Annotated in this window: 12 protein-coding genes; 10 read left to right on the forward strand and 2 right to left on the reverse strand. The window is 74.3% G+C overall.

The window, feature by feature from the left end:
- The first annotated feature begins 39 nt into the window (after positions 1–39).
- The 3 genes from HD597_RS54705 (at position 40) to HD597_RS54715 (ending at position 3,769) form a co-directional block, all read left to right on the forward strand.
- Positions 40–2,163, forward strand: a complete 2,124-nt coding sequence (locus tag HD597_RS54705; protein ID WP_253756018.1) for an alpha-galactosidase — start codon at positions 40–42, stop codon at positions 2,161–2,163.
- A gap of 162 nt (positions 2,164–2,325) precedes the next feature.
- The gene (locus HD597_RS54710; RefSeq protein ID WP_253756020.1) at positions 2,326–2,658 is read left to right on the forward strand and encodes a hypothetical protein; all 333 of its coding nucleotides are present in this window, start codon (positions 2,326–2,328) and stop codon (positions 2,656–2,658) included.
- A 10-nt stretch (positions 2,659–2,668) separates the two neighbouring features.
- Positions 2,669–3,769 (forward strand): methyltransferase domain-containing protein, encoded by a 1,101-nt coding sequence (locus HD597_RS54715; RefSeq protein WP_253756022.1) that lies wholly within the window; start codon positions 2,669–2,671, stop codon positions 3,767–3,769.
- Here HD597_RS54715 and HD597_RS54720 read toward each other — a convergent pair.
- A complete protein-coding gene (locus HD597_RS54720) occupies positions 3,766–4,845 on the reverse strand; it encodes an alpha/beta hydrolase (protein ID WP_253756024.1) in 1,080 nt (359 codons plus the stop codon). The two genes, HD597_RS54715 and HD597_RS54720, sit on opposite strands and share 4 nt — an antisense overlap.
- Positions 4,846–5,062: 217 nt before the next feature.
- Here HD597_RS54720 and HD597_RS54725 point away from each other — a divergent pair, with 217 nt between their 5' ends.
- From HD597_RS54725 to HD597_RS54745, 5 genes are all read left to right on the forward strand, one after another.
- On the forward strand, positions 5,063–10,654 hold the full coding sequence (locus HD597_RS54725; protein ID WP_253756026.1) for a type I polyketide synthase: 5,592 nt from the start codon (positions 5,063–5,065) through the stop codon (positions 10,652–10,654).
- Positions 10,651–11,949: a crotonyl-CoA carboxylase/reductase gene (gene ccrA, locus HD597_RS54730; RefSeq protein WP_253756028.1), complete on the forward strand. Its 1,299-nt coding sequence runs from the start codon at positions 10,651–10,653 to the stop codon at positions 11,947–11,949. The genes HD597_RS54725 and ccrA overlap by 4 nt, the downstream gene beginning before the upstream one ends.
- A gap of 81 nt (positions 11,950–12,030) precedes the next feature.
- Positions 12,031–12,447: an SgcJ/EcaC family oxidoreductase gene (locus tag HD597_RS54735; protein WP_253756031.1), complete on the forward strand. Its 417-nt coding sequence runs from the start codon at positions 12,031–12,033 to the stop codon at positions 12,445–12,447.
- A 77-nt stretch (positions 12,448–12,524) separates the two neighbouring features.
- Positions 12,525–13,958, forward strand: a complete 1,434-nt coding sequence (locus HD597_RS66305; RefSeq protein WP_253756033.1) for an ATP-binding protein — start codon at positions 12,525–12,527, stop codon at positions 13,956–13,958.
- A gap of 59 nt (positions 13,959–14,017) precedes the next feature.
- Positions 14,018–15,208, forward strand: a complete 1,191-nt coding sequence (locus tag HD597_RS54745) for a tetratricopeptide repeat protein (RefSeq protein ID WP_253756035.1) — start codon at positions 14,018–14,020, stop codon at positions 15,206–15,208.
- A 65-nt stretch (positions 15,209–15,273) separates the two neighbouring features.
- On the opposite strand, the gene HD597_RS54750 is transcribed toward HD597_RS54745, so the two are convergent.
- Complete coding sequence (locus tag HD597_RS54750; RefSeq protein WP_253756037.1) at positions 15,274–16,254, reverse strand: aldo/keto reductase; 981 nt, start codon at positions 16,252–16,254, stop codon at positions 15,274–15,276.
- 62 nt (positions 16,255–16,316) lie between these two features.
- Between HD597_RS54750 and HD597_RS54760 the strand changes: the two genes are divergently transcribed.
- A complete protein-coding gene (locus HD597_RS54760; RefSeq protein ID WP_276083272.1) occupies positions 16,317–17,195 on the forward strand; it encodes a LysR family transcriptional regulator in 879 nt (292 codons plus the stop codon).
- A 31-nt stretch (positions 17,196–17,226) separates the two neighbouring features.
- Positions 17,227–17,427, forward strand: coding sequence for an EF-hand domain-containing protein (locus tag HD597_RS54765; RefSeq protein ID WP_253756039.1), 201 nt, complete (start codon positions 17,227–17,229; stop codon positions 17,425–17,427).
- Positions 17,428–17,491 lie beyond the last annotated feature (64 nt).

Raw genomic sequence — 17,491 nt, forward strand, 5'->3', positions numbered from 1 at the left:
TCCAGCCGCCTGATCGAACCAGCAGCTCGGGGGACGCCGATGCCTGTAATCCCGCTCGACGACCACCATTGGGCGCTCACCACGCCCTCCTCCACGTACGTCATAGGCGTGGAGATCGACCCGGACACCGGGGAGGCCGCGCCGCGGCAGACGTACTGGGGCCCACGCCTCTCACCGGAGGCCGCGCGGCAGGTCACCGGCCTGCCCAGGCGGCACGTCTCCAGCTTCTCCACGCCCGGCGAGGTCGAGGAGCTGTTGCCGGTGGACGGCGGCACGCGATGGGGCTCGCCCTCGCTGCAGGTCGCGTTCGGCCACACGCGCTCGCTGGAGCTGCGCCTGGCCGGGGCGGAGCGGCATGAAGAGGAAGGCGGGGCCGAGCGGCTGGACGTGCTGCTGGCCGACGCCCACCACCCGTTCGAGGTGGTGCTGTCGTTGCGGGTGCGCCAGGACACCGACGTCATCGAGCGCTGGACCACCGTCAGGGCCGGCGCCGAGGTGGCCGTCACCCGCCTGGACTCCGGCAACTGGTTCGTCCCCGACGCCCCGGCCTACCGCTACAGCGGTGTCTTCGGCGCCTGGGCGGAGGAGTCGCAGCTCCAGCGCGGCCCGCTGCCGGTCGGCGAGCTGGTCTTCACCAGCCGCCAGGGCATCACCAGCCACGTGGCGAACCCGTGGGTGATGATCGACGCCGGTGAGGCCACCGAGGAGCACGGCGAGGTCTGGGGCGTCGCCGTGGCCTGGAGCGGGAGCTGGCGCCTGACCACCACCCAGCGGCCGGAGGGCGGCGTCTGCGTCTCCGGCGGCTTCGGCCACGAGGGCCTGCGCTGGACGCTCGCGCCGGGCGAGGAGCTCGTCACGCCGTCCGTGCTGGGGCTCTACAGCACCGGCGGGTTCGGCGGGGCCAGCCGGGCCTGGCACGCGTACGCCCGCGGGCACGTGCTGCCGACCCCCTTCGAGGAGCGGCCCGTGCTGTACAACTCGTGGGAGGCCACCACGTTCGCCGTCACCGAGGCGCAGCAGCTCGAACTGGCCAAGACCGCCGCCTCGCTGGGCGTCGAGCTGTTCGTGATCGACGACGGCTGGTTCGGCCGCCGCGACGACGACACCACCTCGCTGGGCGACTGGTTCCCGCATCGCGAGCGGTTCCCCGACGGGCTGAGCGGCATGCTCGACGGCATCCGCGACCTGGGCCTGCGCGTCGGGCTGTGGGTGGAGCCGGAGGGGCTGAGCAAGGAGAGCGAGCTCTACCGGGCGCACCCGGACTGGGCGCTGCACCTGGAGCACCGCCGCCGCGACGAGAAGCGCGGCCAGCTCGTGCTCAACTTCGCCCGCGACGACGTACGCGAGTGGGCGCTCGGCTGGCTCGACCGGCTCGTCACCGAGCACCGCCTCGACTACCTCAAATGGGACATGAACCGCCCGTTCACCCAGGCCGGCTGGCCCGAGCGGGGCGCCGGCCAGGACCTGGTCTGGATCGAGCACACCCGCGGCGTCTACGAGGTGATGCGGGCGCTGCGCGAGCGGCATCCCGGGCTGCGGATCGAGTCGTGCGCCGGCGGCGGCGGGCGCGTCGACTACGGGATCCTGCGCTACACCGACGAGGTCTGGCCGTCGGACAACACCGACGCCCGCGACCGGCAGACCGTGCAGCACGGGTTCTCCCAGCTCTACCCGGCCAGTGCCATGTCCGCCTGGGTCACCGACTCGCCCAACCCGACCACCAGGCGCGCGATGCCGCTGCGCTACCGCTTCCACGTGGCGATGGCGGGCGTGCTGGGCGTCGGCGGGAACCTGTCGGAGTGGACCTCCGGCGAGCTGGAGACGGCCGCCGAGCTGATCGCCCAGTACAAGCGGGTGCGCAGGACCGTGCAGCACGGCGCGCAGTACCGGCTGGCCGGCACGCCGGGGCAGGAGCGCTCCGCCGTGCAGTACGTGCTGGACGACCAGGTCGTGGTGCTGGTCTACAACCCGCTCGGCAACGCCAAGCGCGGCCCCCGCACGCTCCGGCTGACCGGGCTCGACCCCGAGGCGCTGTACGAGCTGGAGACCGACGGCTCCCGACTGCACGGCGGCACGCTCATGGGCGCCGGCATCAGGCCCGCCGCGTGGCAGCCGATCGGGGCCGACCACCGCAGCGAGCTGGTGGTGCTGAGGAAGCTGTAGATCAGCGGGGCATGTCCTGGCCGTTAGGGTCTCGTGGGAGTCTCCGGTGGACCTGTCGCGGCTCGGGCGGGGCATGAGAGTTTGAGCCATGGACGGGTCATCGGCTGGATCGGCTGTGGTGGCCCGCGTGGGGGTATCACTGGTCGTGAAGGGGGCTTCACCATGGTCGAGAACTTCGCCGAACTGCCGGCTCCGTCGTCCGTACGGCTCATCGACTTCGAGGAGGCGCGGGTCGTCCCCGGCATTGTGCCCAGGTCGTTCATCCTCATCGTCAGCGGCACGAAGCCGTACCTCAACATGACGGTCTCGCTCTCGCCGCTGGTCTACATCCAGCAGCCGGAGTACTGGGGCATCGAGGTCATCGGATCGCTGCCCGGCATCGGGCTGCCCGCCACGGCTCCCTACACGGTGTCGCTGCCGCTCGACGGCATCCTCGGCACCAAGGGGATCGAGGTCATCGGGGCCGGCAACCGCAAGACGTTCGACGTTCCGTAGGGGGCGATCCATGACGCAGGCCTGGGACGCGATCGCCGGCGAGGCCGTGCGACGCGCCCTGGCCTGCGTGGACCGGCCCGCCTACACCGTCCTGGCGGGCGGCGCCCGGCTGCCGCAGGCCCCCAACCCGGCCGTCGTCGCCGGCATGCTGGAGCGGCTGGAGGCGGAGCCGGGGCACCGGGTGCTGGAGATCGGCACCGGGTCCGGGTTCTCCGCCGCCGTGCTGTCGCGGCTGGTGGGGCCGGACGGGCACGTCACCTCCGTCGACATCGACGCGCGGCTGACCGCGCGCGCCGCCCGCCTGCTGGCCGACGACGGGTGCCGCAACGTGCGGCTGGTCACGGGCGACGGCACGCGCTGGGCGCCCCCCGCGGGCGATCAGGGGCGCGGCCCCTCCGGCGTGGCGGCCGCCGGCGACCAGCGGCGCGGGCCTTCCGGCGTGGGGTACGACCGGGTGATCGCCTGGGTCACGCCCGTACGCGTCCCCGACGTGTGGGTGCGGCACGCCGTGCCGGGAGCGCTGATCGTCACCCCGGTGCACCTCGCCCCGCTGGCCCGCGCCATGGCCGTGGCACGGCTGCGCCGCGGCGCGGGCCCCGACCGGCTCGCCGCCGACCTGCTGATGCCGGGCGGCTTCGCCGAGGCCAGGCCCGAGCCGCACGACCAGTGGCCGGTGCCCTCCTACGGCGTGGACGCGCTCACCCGCGACGCGGCGGGCCGGATGTGGTGGGTGGCGGCCGAGTGGCTGCGCGCCCACGAGCCGGCCGTCGGCATGCGGCTGCTCGAACTGATGATCACCGACGGGCGTGGGGGCACCGGCTGGCCGGGCGCCGTCGACCTGCACGCCTACCTCATGGCCGCCCGTCCGGAGGGCCTGACCACGGCCGCCCTCGGCGACCAGGGGTGGGGCGTCGGCTGCTCGGACCCGGGCGGCGTGGCCCTGGCGGGCCCCTCGGGGGACCTGTTCGTGGCGGGCGCCCCCGCCGCGGCCGACCGGCTCGACGGCTGGGCGCTGGAGTGGCGCGAGCGGGGCCGGCCCGGCATGGCCGACCTGGTGCCGCGCCTGCACCGGCGCGGCACCGGCTGGGACGTGCGGGCGGCCGTCCCCTAGGCGCCGAGCGCCTTGCGGATCATCGGGTACGAGCTCTTGAACTCCCTGATCCAGTACGGCCAGGTGTGCGTGCCGTTCCCGTACAGGTGGAGCGTGTGCGGGATGCGCAACTGCTTGAGCCGCTTGCTCAGCGCCTTGCCCGTGTACGCCGAGATCGGCTCGCCCAGGTGCGCCGGATGCCACGGCGAGCCCGGCGGGTCGAGCGGGCCGTTGAAGCTGTTCGTGCCGCTGGAGAGGTAGAGGGCGACGCCCTTGAGGTTCGCGGCGAGGGCCAGGGGGTCGTTGGCGGCCCACACCCGCTTGTCGCGCTTCGGGTCGCCCCACAGCGCCAGCGGGTCCTGCTTCTCGCTGGCCTGGGCGTTCATGATGACCGCCGGGATGCCGGGCAGGCGGGTGGCCAGGATGCCGCTGTACGCCCCGGCGAAGCGGAACATGCCGGGGTTGCGGGCGGCGTACTTGACGGCGCCGTACGCGCCCATCGACAGGCCCGCGATCGCCCGCCGGCTGCCGGCGCGGTAGCCGATCTCCAGCAGGCGGCGCACCTCGTAGGTGTGGAACGTGGCCCACGCCGGCTGCCCGCCCCTGCCGCCGTTGTGCCAGTCCGTGTAGTTGCCGGCGCGGCCCGCCTCCGGCATGACGACGATGGCGTCCAGGTCGGCGGTGTAGGTGGAGATGTCGGTCATGCGGGTCCACGAGGTGTAGTCGTCCGCGCCGCCGTGCAGCAGGTACAGCACCGGCCACGTGCGTCTCGCGCCCTTCGACCAGCCCTGCGGGAGGAGCAGCCGGACCGGCAGCATGCGGCCGACCGACGGCGAGGAGATCAGCACGTCCAGGGTGCGGGCGTCGAGGCGGCGCTCGCGCACCACGCGGGCCTGCCCGGGCAGCGCCTTCTGCCACGGCAGGTGACCGGTGTCCTGGGCGGGCCGCGTCGGCTTCGCGCTGGGCTGCCCGGAGGCCGAGCCCTCGGGGACGAGCGACCAGTCCGGGTCGGCGCGGGCGGTGGAGACACCCGGCGCGGACAGGACGAGCAGCGGCACCGCCGCCACGGCCAGCAGGCGGCGCATGCGTGATGACATGGTCGGGCTCCTTCGCCGGCAGTGCAGGCGAGGGTAGGCGGTGGGGCGGCGGCGCGGCTATGAGCGTCCGTACGAAATTCCGGCCCTCGTTGCGTCACGCCGGATAAATCATCACCGCAGTGACAAAACGCGGCCGAGGAATGTTCCGTCCGGGCCTGACCCTCGCCCCTGGCCCGTGGGTATCTTGGCCGATCACCCCAGATGCATGGGAGCGCTGATGGACGTACCCGGCGAAGGTGAGATCCGCCGCTTCCTCGTCGAGCGGCTCGGCGAGCACGTGGACCCCGACCGGCCCCTGGGCGAGTACGGGCTCTCCTCGCGGGAGTCGGTGGCCGTGGCGGCCGAGCTGGGCGAGCTGCTGGGCCGGGAGCTGAGCCCGACGCTCCTGTGGGAGCACCCCACCGTGAACCGCCTGGCCCGCGCCCTGGCCACCCCCGGGACCCCCGTACGTGCCGCGCCTCCCACCGGTGAGCCCGTGGCCGTGGTCGGCGTCGGCTGCCGCTTCCCCGGCGCGCACGGCCCGCGGGCGTACTGGGAGCTGCTCGTCGAAGGGCGCGACGCGGTCGGCGAGGTGCCCGCGTGGCGCTGGGAGCTGTTCGGGGAGGGCGCCGCGGGGGCCACCCGGCACGGCGGGTTCCTCGACGACGTGGCCGCGTTCGACGCGGAGTTCTTCGGCATCGCGCCGGGCGAGGCGGCGGCCATGGACCCGCAGCAGCGGCTGCTCCTGGAGACCGCCTGGGAGGCGCTCGAACACGGCGGCATCGCCCCCAGGTCGCTGGCCGGCACCCGCACCGGCGTCTGGACCGGCATCTCCGGCAACGAGTACGCCTACCTCACCACCGCCGACCTGGCCTCCGTGGACGCCTGGACGGCCACCGGCGCCGCGCTCGGCATGGGCGCCAACCGCCTGTCCTACCTGCTCGACCTGCGCGGCCCCTCCATGGCCGTGGACACCGCCTGCTCCTCCTCCCTCGTCGCCACCCATCTGGCCGTCTCCAGCCTGCGCGTCGGCGAGTGCGACCTGGCGCTGGCCGCAGGCGTGAACCTGCTGCTGTCCCCGGTCATCACGCTGGCCTTCGACCGGGGCGGCGGCACCGCGCCCGACGGGCGGTGCAAGGCGTTCGACGCCTCGGCCGACGGGATGGTGCGCGCCGAGGGCTGCGGGGTGGTGGTGCTCAAGCGGCTCGCGGACGCCGTCCGGGACGGGGACCGCGTGCTCGCCCTGGTCGGCCCCACCGCCGTCAACCAGGACGGCCGCTCCAACGGCCTCGTCGCCCCCAACCCGGAGGCGCAGGAGGCGCTGCTGCGGCAGGTGTACGGGGATCGCGGGCCCGACTACATCGAGGCGCACGGGACGGGCACGTTCCTCGGGGACCCGATCGAGGCCCGCGCCATCGCCGCCGCCGTCCGCACGCCGGTGCTGCTCGGCTCCGCCAAGACGAACCTCGGCCACCTGGAGGCCGCCGCCGGCGTCGCCGGGCTCATCAAGACCGTGCTCGCCCTGCACCACGGCGTCATCCCGCCCAGCCTGCACTTCCACCGCCCCAACCCGCACATCCCCTGGGACACGCTGAAGGTCGTCACCTCGCCGACCGCCTGGCCACGGGCGGACGCGCGGGCGGGGGTGTCGGCGTTCGGGTTCGGCGGCACGAACGCGCACGTCGCCCTGGACGCCTACGGCGTACGGACGGATGACCCCCCGCACGCGACGCCGGACGCGGGCGGCTCGCCACGTGCGACGCCGGGCTCCGACGGGGCTCGTGCGGGTGGCTCGGGGCGCGGGAGCACCGCCAAGCACGTCTTCCTGCTCACCGACACCACCGAGGCCAGGGTCCGCGACCACGCCCGGGCGATGGCCGCCTGGCGTCCCGACGCCGACCTGCGGGACGTCGCCCACACCCTGGCCCGGCGCGCCGGACGGGGCAGGGTCGCCGCCGCCGTGGTGGCCGGCGACGCCGCGGAGCTCGCCGGACGACTCCGCGACGTGCGGCCCGCACCGGCGTCCGGAGCCCGGCTCGCCGAGACGGCGGGCGCCGGGCCCGTGTGGGTGTTCGGCGGCTACCGGCCCCACCCTCCCGACCTGGGCCTCTACGACGTCGAACCCGCGTACCGGTGGACGGTGGACGCCGTCGCCCCGCTGCTCGCCGCCGAAGCGGGCATCGACGTCCACGACCCCCTCCCCTCCGGCGTCGCCGAGATCCAGCCGATCCTCTTCACGGCCCAGCTCGCCCTGGCGCAGACCTGGCGCGCCTACGGGTTCGAGCCGGCCGCCGTGATCGGGCACTCGATGGGGGAGGTGGCGGCCGCCGTGGTGGCCGGCGGGCTCCCGCTGCGGGACGCCGTCAAGGTGATCTGCACGCGGGCCAGGCTCCTCGGCGGGCTGGGCGGCGGCGGGGCGATGGCCGTGGTGGGGGTGGACGCCTGCGAGGTGCCCGCCGACCTGCACGTGGCCGTGTACTCGGCGCCCGGGCAGTGCGTGGTGACGGGAGAGCCGGAGCGGGTGGCGGCGTTCGCGAAGTCGGTGGCGGGGCGAGGGATGTTCGCCAGGACGCTCACGGCCGAGGGGGCCGGGCATTCGCCGCAGGTCAAGCCGCTGCTGCCGGTGCTCAGGCAGGAGCTGGCGGGGGTCGCGGGGGGCAAGCCGGTGGTGCCGTACTACTCGGTGGTCTTCGAGGATCCCCGGGAGGTGCCGGTGTTCGAGGGGGCCTACTGGGCGGCGGGGGTGCGGCGTCCCGTGCGGCTCATGCAGGCCGTACGAGCCGCCGTCGAGGACGGCCGCACCCTGTTCACCGAGGTGAGCCCGCACCCCGTGCTGACCGGCGCCCTGCGCGGCACCCTCCCGCCCACCGCCGTGCTGACGACCGGCGACCTCCACACCCAGATCGCGACCGCCGCCACCGCCGTCGCCCCGCGCACCTCGGGGCGCGTCGTGGACGTGCCCCACTCGCCCTGGCGCCACGTCCGCCACTGGGCCGGCGCCCTGCCCCCGCTCGCTCCGCCGAACCTGCTGGACGGCAGACTGGTCACAAGAGACTGGGACCCCGCGCCACCACGGGAGGCGGGCTCGTCCCGCGCGTGGCTCATCCTGGCCGATGAGGGGGATGCGCGGGCGGCCCGCCTCCATTCCCTGCTCGGCCCCACCTCCACGCTCCTCGCGCTGCCACGCGGGGAGAACGCGCTCCTCCCCGCCGGGCTCGACCCTTCGCCGCCCGTGCTGTTGCTGCCCTCCCGCGGCCTCTCTCCGGCGGCGGCCCGGCGGGTGATCCTGGTGGTCTCCGCCCTGGCCGCGCGGGGCTGCCGGGTGTCGATCGGGACCGAGCGGGCGCAGGCGGTCCTGCAAGGCGAGCGACCCGACCCGGGGCCCGCGGCGTTACGCGGGCTGGTCCGGGTCCTCGCCCTGGAACGGCCCGAGCTCCGCGCCACCCTGGTGGACTTCGACGACCTCGCCGACCTGGCGGCGGAGCTGACCCACGTTGACGACACGGCGCGTGGCGCGGGCGGTGAGGTGAGGGACGACGAGGTGGCCTGGCGCGGTGGGGTGCGATACGCGGCCCGCCTGCGCCGCGCTTCCACGCCACCTGCGCGCGCCCCGGTCCTGCCTGTTCACGCCCCGGAGCCGCCGGCCGGCGGCGCGGACGGCGTCGTCGGGCCGGGCGCGTACCTCATCACCGGGGGGACCGGCAGCCTGGGCAGGCTCGTCGCAGCCCGGCTGGCCGAGCGTGGCGCGACCCGCGTCGTGCTGAACGGCCGGTCCGAGGCCGAGGCCGACGGGGTCGTGCAGGTGGTGACGGGGGACCTCGCGCTGCCCGGCACGGCGGAGCGGCTGGTGGCGGCGGCGACGGCCGGCGGGATGCGGCTGCGCGGCGTGATCCACGCGGCCGGGGTGCTGGACGACCGCCTGATCGCCGACCTGGACCCCGGAAGCCTCGAACGGGTGTGGGCGGCCAAGGTGGACGGCGGGTTGCGTCTGCACGAGGCCACCAGGAGCCTGGACCTGGACTGGTGGGTGGCGTTCTCGTCGGCGGCCGGGATGCTCGGCTCTCCCGGGCAGGCGGCCTACGCGGCGGCGAACGCCTGGCTGGACGTGCTGTGCGAGCTGCGCCGGGCGGACGGCCTGCCCGGGGTCGCCATCGCCTGGGGGCCGTGGGCGGGGACCTCCGCCGGGGTCGGGTTGCCCGCCGTGGAGCCGCTGACGGCGGAGGAGGGGCTCGATGCGCTGGAGACGCTGATCAGCGGCGGGAGGTCGGCCGGAGTCGTCAAGGTGGACGTCAGCCAAGCGGTCACGATGTTCCCGGCCATCGGCCGCATGCCGTATTTCTCCGGCGTGACACACGAAGCGGCTGATCGCGTGCCTGCCTCCCCGGCTCGTGCGGATGGCGGCAGCGGTCCCGGGGACGGCCCGCCTGGCATCGAGGACCGCCCCTCCGGCCCTTCGCGACCCGAACCCGTCGCCCCGCTGGATCTCGCCACGCTCACGCCGGAAGCCGTGTTCGTGCGCGTCCGGGAGAGGGCGGCCGCCGTGCTGGGGTTGACCCCGGACGGGCTGGGCGCGGGCGCGGTGCTGACGGACGCCGGGCTGGACTCGCTGGCCGCGACCCGGCTGCGGGGCACCATCGAGCACGACTTCGGCGTCACGGTGCCCACCGCGCCCATGCTCACGGGTTGCTCGGTGGGCACCCTCGCGGGCATGGTCGCCGCCGAGCTGGGCCTGCCGGCGGCCGCACCCGCCGTCGCGGCCAGGGACGCGGCGGAGCGGCAGGTGGTGCGGGTGCTCGCCGGGCTCCTCGGCCGCGAGCCCTCCGTCACGGACCTCGTCCCGCCGGACGTCCTGCCCCAGGCGGCAGCCCTCCTGAGCCGCGAGCTCGGCAGGCCGGTCGCGCCGCCTCCCGCGAGCGCCCAGGACAGGGTGCCGGACGGGCCGGGTGCGGTGAGCGTGGCGGAGCTGGCCGAGGTGGTGCGGGGGCTGGAGGAGGCGGAGGCCGGGCGAGGGGTGGTGCGGCGGCTGAACGCCGTCACCGCCGGCAGGCCGCTCTACCTCGCGCACCCCGCGGGCGGCACCACCGGCGTGTACGCCCTCCTCGCGGCCCGCCTGCCCGGCACTCCCGTCCGCGGCCTCGAACGCCTGGACACCGCCTTGGACACCGCCTTGGACACCGCACTGGACATCCCTGAGCGCGCCGGACGCTACGCCGAGGCGATCAAGGAGGCGGGCCCGGGGCCGTACCGGCTGGGTGGGTGGTCGTTCGGCGGGATCCTGGCGTTCGAGCTCGCCCGCCGGCTGGGCGCGGCAGACGTCGAGCTGGTGGCCATGATCGACTCCGGCCTGCCGGAGCAGGTGCCGGAGGCGGCCCGCCGGGAGATCGAGGCGCGCCGTTACGCGGACTTCGCGGCCCACCTGCGCAGCACGTACGGCGTGGAGCTGGAGCTGGATCCGGCCGAGCTGCTCGACCTGGCGGAGGACGCCCGCACGGCCCTGGTGAGGGCCAGGATGGCCGAGTCGGGAGCGATGGAGGCGCTGCCCGGAGCGGTGCTCCGCCACCAGCTCACCTCGCACGAGGACACCAGGGCCATCGAACGTTACCGCCCCGAGGCCCCGTACCACGGCAGGGTCGTGCTCTACCGCTCCACCGAGCCCACCCCCTGGACCGTGCGGGACCCCCGCTACGCCCACGAGGGCGACCCGGCCAGGGGCTTCGGGCCGTACTGCCCAAACCTGGAGATCGTCGAGATCCCCGGGGCGCACCACCTCGACCTGCTCGATCCGCCGCACGTCGAGGTCATCGCCGAGCACCTGGGAGGACTGCTATGACACTGGCACAGGCAGTGGTGGCGGGCGCGGAGCCCGCCGAGCTGGCGAGTCTCGACGTGCCCGCCACCTACCGGGCCGCCCACCTGCGCAAGGACGAGGTGGGCACGTTCGACCAGGACGAGCCCGACAAGGACGTGCGCAGGACGTTGCACGTCGGCGAGGTGCCGATGCCGGAGCTGGCCGAGGACGAGGTGCTGATCGCGGTGCTGGCCAGCGCGATCAACTTCAACACGGTCTGGTCGGCGATGTTCGAGCCGATCCCGACGTTCGCGTTCCTGGAGCGGTTCGGGCGTACGGACCCGAGGCACGACCTGCCCACGCATGTCCTCGGCTCGGACGCGGCCGGCGTGGTCGTCAGGACCGGCAGGGCGGTGCGGCGGTGGCGGATCGGCGACCGGGTGGTGACCAGCCCCGCGTACGTGGACGGCGAGGACCCGGTCGTGCAGCACGACGGCATGCTCGCCGCCGACCTGCGGGCCTGGGGCTTCGAGACGAACTTCGGCGGCCTGGCCGACTTCGCCGTGGTCAAGGCCACCCAGCTGCTGCCCAAGCCCCGGCACCTGACCTGGGAGGAGGCGGCCTGCAACATGTTGTGCGCCTCCACCGCGTACCGGATGCTGGTCGGCGAGCGCGGCGCGCGGATGAAGCAGGGCGACGTGGTGCTGCTGTGGGGCGCGACGGGCGGCCTCGGCGGGTACGGCGTGCAGCTCGTGCTGGGCGGTGGCGGCATCCCTGTGGGCGTGGTCAGCTCGCCGGAGAAGGCGGAGCTGCTGCGCAGGATGGGCTGCCCGTACGTCGTGGACCGCGCGCAGTTCGACGACCTGGGCGACGAGAAGGCCTGGCGGCGGCTGGGCGCGGAGGTCAGGCGGCTGGTGGGGGAGGACCCGGCCATCGTGTTCGAGCACACGGGCAGGGAGACGTTCGGCGCCTCGGTGTACGTGGCCAGGCGGGGCGGCTCGGTGGTGACGTGCGGCTCGTCCAGCGGGTACGCCCACGAGTACGACAACCGCCACCTGTGGATGAAGCTCAAGCGCATCATCGGCTCCCACGGCGCGAACTACCAGGAGTGCCACGAGGTGAACCGGCTCATCTCGCTGGGCCTGATCCACCCGACGCTCTCCACCGTGTACCCGCTGGAGCGCGCGGCGGACGCGGCCCGCGCCGTGCAGCTCAACCGGCACGTGGGGAAGGTGGGCGTGCTGGCCCTGGCGCCGGCCGAGGGGCTCGGCGTCGAGGACCGGGAGCTGCGGGAACGGGTCGGCGAGGATCGGCTGAGCCTGTTCCGTCCCCGCTGACCCCTTGCGGAGCGAAGCGCTCCGTTAATAACATCCTCTTACCGGAGCGAAACGCTCCGAATTAAGGGAGATGAGGTCATCATGGAGAGCACCGAGGACGTCGCCGCCATCAGGCGCCTGGTCGCGGAGGCCGAGACGCACCAGAACGACCTGGACCCGTTCGTCGCCCTGCACACCGCCGACACGGCCATCGTGAACATCGCCGGGCGGCGGGTCGCGGGCAGGGACGCGCTGGCCGAGGTGATGAAGGCGGCACTGGAGTCGCCGCTGGCCGATGTGATCACCAGGACGGAGGTGGCGGACATCCGGTTCGTCCGGCCCGACGTGGCGATCGTGGCCTCGATGAAGCGGGTGTTCGACGGCCGTGATCCGGAGGTCAGGCAGGACCCGCGGGCGGCCCTGCCGTCGGCGTCCGGATGGCTGACGTACGTGGCGGTGAAGGAGGAGGACGGCGCCTGGCGGATCGCTTCCGCCCAGACCACACCCATCCGGCCCTGAATAACCCCAGGTAGTCGAGATTTCGGTATCTTGCGTAGTCCGAGATGACCGAAACCTGCGACAGAAGGGAACGGCACGTGCCCGACGATGCCGGCCTTCAGGCGCTCCGCGAGGCGGCGCGTCTCTCCCCGGACAACCTCCCCCTGCGCCGGCACCTCGCCGGTCAGCTCCTGGCCAAGGGCTACCTGGCGGACGCCGAGGCCGAGTTCCGCGCCACGCTCGCGCTCTCGCCCCAGGACCCGGAGCTGATCACCGGGCTGGCGGACGCGTTCATCCGCCAGAGCGCCTTCGGGGAGGCGATGGCGGCGCTGGAGCCGCTGCTGTCCGTGCCGGGTTACCCGCCCGCCGCGGGCGTGCTCGCGGCTCGGGCGCTGCTGGGCGAGGGCGACACGGCCAAGGCCGCCTACCGCTACTTCGAGGCCACCTCCCGCGACGCGTCGGTGGCGGACCAGGAGCTGGAGGCCCGGATCACCGGCGCCTCGCGCCCCGCCACCCCGCCGCCCCACGGGGCGGCCGGCGGCTCGCCCACCGCGCCCCCCGCCGTCGCACCGCCACCGTACGCGGGTGCGCCCGCGCCGCCCGGCGCCGCGTCGCCGTTCCTCCCGTCCGTGCCGCTGCCCGGCGACGCGAGCACGGCGGAGGTGGAGCGGTCCGGGGTCTCGTTCGCCGACGTGGCCGGCATGGAGACCGTCAAGGAGGCGCTGCGGATCAAGCTGCTGCTGCCGATGCAGCAGCCGGAGATGTTCGCCGCGTTCGGCAAGCGCGCCGGCGGCGGCGTGCTGCTGTACGGGCCGCCGGGCGCGGGCAAGACCCACCTGGCCAGGGCCGCGGCCGGCGAGCTCGGCGCGGCGTTCGTCAACGTGGGCCTGGCCGACATCCTCGACATGTACATCGGCAACAGCGAGCGCAACCTGCGCGCCACGTTCGACCTGGCCCGCCGCAACCGCCCGTGCGTGCTGTTCTTCGACGAGGTGGACGCGCTGGCCGGGCGCCGCTCCGACATGCGCCACGCGCACGGCCGCCAGCTCGTCAACCAGTTCCTGTCCGAGCTGGACGGGGTGGACCAGCACGCCAACGAGGGCGTGCTGGTGCTGGCCGCCACGAACGCCCCGTGGTACGTGGACGTGGCCTTCCGCCGCCCGGGACGGCTCGACCAGCCGGTGTTCGTGCCGCCTCCCGACCAGCAGGCGCGCGCGGCCATCCTGCGCATCCTGTGCCGCGACAAGCCGCTGGCCGAGATGGACTACGACGCGGTGGCGCAGGTCACCGAGCACTTCGTGGGCGCGGACCTCAAGGGCGTGGTGGACCGGGCGGTGGAGGCCAAGCTCCAGCAGTCGCTCAACGCCGGCCGCCCCATCCCGCTGACCACGCAGGACCTGCTGGCCGCCGCCAGGAGCGTGCGGCCCACGGCGGTCCGCGAGTGGATGGGCACCGCCCGCAACTACGTCATGCACGCCAACGACTCCGGCGCCTGGGACGAGCTGATGCCCTGGGTGAAGGCGAAGTGGTGAGGGCTCCCTGGTGAGAGTGGGTGTGCGGTGGTGAGGGTGGCCGGCCTGGTGGGCGCGCGGTGACGAGGGTGGCGGATCCGGTCGAGCGGGCGCGTGCGCTGCTGCGGCTGCGGCGCCCCGCCGACGCCGAGCGGGAGCTGCGCGGCCTGCTGGCCGAGGAGCCGCAGCACGTCGGCGGGCACGCCCTGCTGGCGCTCGCCCTGATCGAGCAGCGGAAGGTGACGGAGGCCGTCGAGGAGGCCCAGGAGTCGGTACGGCTCGCCCCCGACCACTGGTTCCCCCACTACGCCGCCGCCCAGGTCTACAACCGGGCGCGCCGTCCGGACGACGCCATCGCCGCCATCCGCGCGGCCCTGGACCTCTCCCCCGAGTACGCCCCGGCCTGGGAGGTGCTGGCCCGCGCGCACCTGCTCAAGGGCGAGTGGCGGCAGACGGCCGACGCCGCCCTGCGCGGGCTGAGCATCGAGCCGCAGGACGCCGACCTGGTCAGCCTGGTGTCGCTGGCCTGCACCAACCTCGGTGACGCCGGTCAGGCCCGCGCCGCCGCCGCCCACGCCCTCCGGATCGACCCGGAGAGCCCGACGGCGCACTTCGTCGACGGCCGTGCGGCGCTGCGGTTCGGGGAGCCGGGGCGGGCGGCGGAGAGCTTCCGCGAGGTGCTTCGCCTCGACCCCGGCTTCGGCGCGGCCAGGGACCTGCTGGTGCGGGCGCTCAAGCAGCGCAACCCCGTCTACCGGCGGCTGTCGCGGCTGCGCGGCAGGTTCCCGCAGGGCTGGCGGCTGATCTTCCTGCTGCCCGCGGTCCCGCCGGTCATCGTGGTCTTCGTCGTCCTCGCCCTGCTGCACTGGGTGAGCTGGGTGGCCGAGGCGTGGACCACGACGCGGCTGACCCGCGGCAAGGCCACCCGGCTGCTCTTCGAGGGCGTGGAGGCACGGGTGGCCGTGCTCTGCCTGGGCCTCGTGGTGGCCGGCGCGGCGCTGCTCGGGGCCGGGATCGCGCTCGGCCAGGACGCGCTGGGCACCGCGGGGGCGGCCACCATGGCCCTGGTCACCCCCGTCCAGGAGGCCGCGCACACCGGCTCGCCCCGCCGCCGGGCGATCCTGTACGGCTGGGCCGGCCTGCTCGCCGCAGCCGTCGTCGTCTCGGTGCTGGCGGCCGAACCGGGCGTGGCCCTGCTCATCCTCTACACGTCGATCGCCACTGTCTGGCTCGCCACGCCCATCAGAGGCAGGGCCACAGCGGGCCTCTGACGGGGTGCCGGCGGCAGTCCTCCAGGGCCACGGCGGCCCCCGACGAGAGTGCCGGCGGCGGTCGTCTAGAGCAGCGTCCCGCCGCTCACCTCGAACCTGGCCAGCGCCTCCCCGAGCCTGGCCAGCGTGTCGGGGTGCAGGGTGAGGTCGGCGGCGGCCAGGTTCTCCTCGATGTGGGCGGGGGTGCGGCTGCCGGGGATCGCCACCACGTGCTCGTCCTGGTGCAGCAGCCAGGCAAGGGCGAGCTGGGCCGGGGTGATGCCGAGGTTCGCGGCCAGCGTCCTGACGGGGGCGTACCGGTCGTTGTTGCCCGCGAGGTTCTCGGCCGAGAAGCGGGGGGCGTTGTGCCGGAAGTCGCCCTCGCCGAGCGCCTGCACCGTGCCGGTCAGGAAGCCGTTGCCCAGCGGGCTCCACGCCACGATCCCGACGCCGAGCTCGCGTGCCGCCGCGAGCAGGTCGGCGTCCACGGGCCGCCACATCGACCACTCGTTCTGCACGGCCGTCACCGGGTGCACCGCGTGCGCCGCCCTGAGCTGGGCGGCCGTCACGTTGGACAGGCCGATGTGCCTGACCAGCCCGTCGCGCACCAGCTCGGCCAGCGCGCCGGCGGTCTCCTCGATCGGCACGCCGGGGTCGGGGTAGTGGGCGTAGTAGAGGTCGATCACGTCGGTGTCCAGGTTGCGCAGGCTGCGCTCGGCGTACCGGCGCACCAGGCGCGGCTCGGCGTTGACCCGCAGCTCGCCGAAGGCGTAGCCGACCGGGTGCGACCGGCTCGGCTCGCCCTCCGGGATCGCCAGGCCGAACTTGGTCGCGACCACCACCTCGTCCCTGCGGCCCTTGATCGCGCGGCCCACCAGGCGCTCGTTGTGGCCGTCGGGGCCGTAGGCGTCACTGGTGTCCACGTGGGTGCCCCCCGCGTCCAGCGCAGCCTTGATCGCCGCCTCGGCGCGGGCGTCGTCCACCTCGCCGTACACGCCGGGCGAGAGCACCATCGCGCCGAAGCCGATCGCGGGAACCTGCAAGCTGCCGAGAGTCCGTGTCTTCATGCGTCCGATCGTGCCGCGCGCTTCCGCCCGGGGTCCAAGACCCTTTGCTATAACCATTGGCTATGGACGTGCACTTGCGAGAGTTGCGGTATTTCGTGGCGGTCGCGGAGGAGCTGAACGTGACGCGGGCCGCGGAGCGGCTGTTCGTCTCCCAGCCCGCGCTGTCCAAGCAGCTCGGGGTGCTGGAGCGGCTGCTCGGGTTCCGGGTGTTCGAGCGGGTGCCCAGCGGGGTGGTGCTCACCCGGCAGGGGGCGGCGCTGCTGCCGGTCGCCCGCGAGCTGCTCGAACGCTGGAACACCGGGGTGGAGCAGGCGCGGGCGGCGGCGCCCACGGGCACGCTGGTGATCGGCCTGCAGACGGCCGTGGGCAGAGGGCTGCAGCAGGAGGCGCTGCGCCGCTTCCGCGCGACGATGCCGGGGTGGGAGGTGTCACTGCGGCTGGTGGGCTGGGACGACCCCAGCGGCGGGCTGGCCGACGGGTCGTCGGACGTGGCGTTCATCTGGCTGCCCGTGCCGGCGGGGCTGCGGACGCACGTGCTGGCCACCGAGCGGCGCGGGGTCGCCATGCCCGCCGACCACCCGCTGGCGGAGCTGGCGGAGATCCCGTTCGAGGCGTTGCGGCGGGAGCCGTTCATCGCGCTGCCGCGGGCGGCGGGGCCGCTGCGGGACTTCTGGCTCGGCCTCGACGCGCGTGGCGACGAGCCGGTGGTCGGGGTGACGGCCAACACGCCGGAGGAGGTGTTCGAGGCCGTGATCAGCGGGCTCGGGGTGGTGCTGGTGGCCGAGGGGAACGCCGCGCTCTACAAACGGCCCGGCATGACGTACCGGCCGGTTACGGGGCTGCCTCCTGGGGAACTGGCCATTGCCTGGCGCGAAAGGGACGAGAGCCCACAAGTCCTCGCGTTCATCGACGCGCTGCGACAGGTGACCACTAAGGTCTGACCCGAGATCGGACTCGTAGAGAGGTGCCCCCATGAGTGAGTACGCGACCACCTTCGACCTGATCGACGCCGACAAGGACGGCCGCATCTCCGCTGTCGAGCTCGTGCGCCTGATGGAGGTGCTCGGCCAGCCCGTGACGCTGGAGGCCGCCCAGGAGGGGGTGCTCAAGCTGGACAAGGACGGTGACGGCCTGATCGACCTGGAGGAGTTCAGCGCGTTCCTCCAGAAGTGATAAGAAACAAGCGTTTGCTACCCATTCTCCTGTTGCCTGGGTCACAATGGCGGCAGGAGGGACG

Origin of the sequence: Nonomuraea thailandensis (genome assembly GCF_024172165.1) — a bacterium.
Lineage (GTDB): Bacteria > Actinomycetota > Actinomycetes > Streptosporangiales > Streptosporangiaceae > Nonomuraea > Nonomuraea thailandensis.